Source organism: bacterium, from assembly GCA_021159335.1.
Lineage (GTDB): Bacteria > UBP14 > UBA6098 > B30-G16 > B30-G16 > JAGGRZ01.
In genome coordinates this window covers 1-1,393 of the sequence record JAGGRZ010000132.1, presented here as the reverse complement: position 1 = coordinate 1,393, position 1,393 = coordinate 1, and the positions used below count along the sequence as shown (strand labels likewise).

The 1,393-nt window shown below is 41.9% G+C and carries 4 protein-coding genes; all 4 read left to right on the top strand.

Translation table 11 applies throughout. The features are described from left to right. Nucleotides 1-307 (top strand): hypothetical protein (locus J7J62_07070; protein ID MCD6124915.1); only part of this gene is annotated, 307 nt, incomplete at its 5' end. A gap of 2 nt (nt 308-309) precedes the next feature. Then, nucleotides 310-732, top strand: coding sequence for a hypothetical protein (locus J7J62_07065; protein ID MCD6124914.1), 423 nt, complete (start codon nt 310-312; stop codon nt 730-732). A 7-nt stretch (nt 733-739) separates the two neighbouring features. After that, nucleotides 740-1,006, top strand: coding sequence for a hypothetical protein (locus tag J7J62_07060; protein ID MCD6124913.1), 267 nt, complete (start codon nt 740-742; stop codon nt 1,004-1,006). Nucleotides 1,007-1,026: 20 nt separating this feature from the next. After that, nucleotides 1,027-1,393 (top strand): JAB domain-containing protein (locus tag J7J62_07055; protein ID MCD6124912.1); only part of this gene is annotated, 367 nt, incomplete at its 3' end.

Sequence of the window (1,393 nt, the reverse complement as noted above, 5' to 3'; positions counted from 1 at the left end):
AAGCGAGAACAAAGCGAAGATTATCGCTGATGGTCTTAGTTTTATCGCTATAAAGGGATACACAGATTTTGTAAGTTACATAAAATTCTATCCGCAAATCGAGTGCACTCAATGTGGCAATATATTCACATATTACGATGAACCTTGCGAGAGACTTGCAGATGTAGGATTCATTCTCATGAAGTCAACGATATGCGATACCTGCCGATGCAAGAATATGGGATCAGGTACGAAATCGCCCGCGGAGCGAGTATTGGAGCTACTGGGTGAAATATTAGATATTTTGGAAGCGGAGCGAGGTGAATAGCCATGCAGGAACAGAGAGAAAAAGTGGTAGAGTTAGAAAGAGCAGAAGAGTTCGCAGATAAGATAGAGAAAGTGATGGAAATTCTGGAGATATTACGGAAGAATGCGTCAATAAGAATGGAAAAATATGAAACCGAAGAGAGTAGTAAAGGATACTGGACAGATGAAGAGTGTAGAGCATTCTGGGCAGGGGTATTCGATGCGTTGTGCATGACTATAAGACTTTTAAAACAAAAGGTAAAAACAAAAACGAACAGCTACGACTATGAAGAAACACCGATAAAATGCCAGGAGTGCGGCGCGCGTTGCTTTGGGCTAGTAAAAAACATCGCTCACAAGCGCAAAATAGTCTATTTCGTCTGTCCGGTGTGCGAGCAGGAGTTGCATTATGCACTGCTCGAACTAACAGGGCAAATAGAACATTAAAACAAAAATGAACAGCGCGAACAAAAACAATTCCGAATTTGTTGTTCTTAAAAAGGAAGACTTACAGTGCAACAAAACCCATCTTGAGAAAAAACTTGAAGAATGCAAGTTCCACGCACATAACCCGGCATTGCCACTCGACCAGCAACTGGAATTCAAAGAACGAGCAAACAACCTCAAGAAGGAGATACAAGGCATAGAGCAACTGCTCACGCTACCGCTCAATATGGTCATTTTCATCGAGAAAACGCTTATGTCACCTTTGGTAGAGTAAAAAACGAACCAAACGAAAAAATGAACTATATAGTGAAGAAAGGATTGAAATTTATGATGGTGAAAGAAGCGACCGAGGAGAAGTTAAACAGCCCAAAGAAAGTTTATGAGTTCATGCAGAGCGAAGCCAAGATAGACCGAGAGTGCCTGTGGGTACTGCATATGAACAGTAAGCTTAGGCTGATAGAAAAGGAGTTAGTGAGTATGGGTACGGTTGATGGCGCTCACGCGCATCCTCGTGAGATTTTCAAGAAGGCGATACTGAACAGCAGTTCAAGTATAATCGTCGTTCACAACCATCCAAGTGGGGACCCAGTACCAACAGAAGAAGACAAGAAGGTTGCGAAAAGATTAAAACAATCAGGCGAGATACTGGATATTCCAGTTA

Coding starts and splice junctions, on each gene's coding strand:
- J7J62_07065 (MCD6124914.1), top strand. CDS start 310: ATGCAGGAACAGAGAGAAAAAGTGGTAGAGTTAGAAAGAGCAGAAGAG.
- J7J62_07060 (MCD6124913.1), top strand. CDS start 740: ATGAACAGCGCGAACAAAAACAATTCCGAATTTGTTGTTCTTAAAAAG.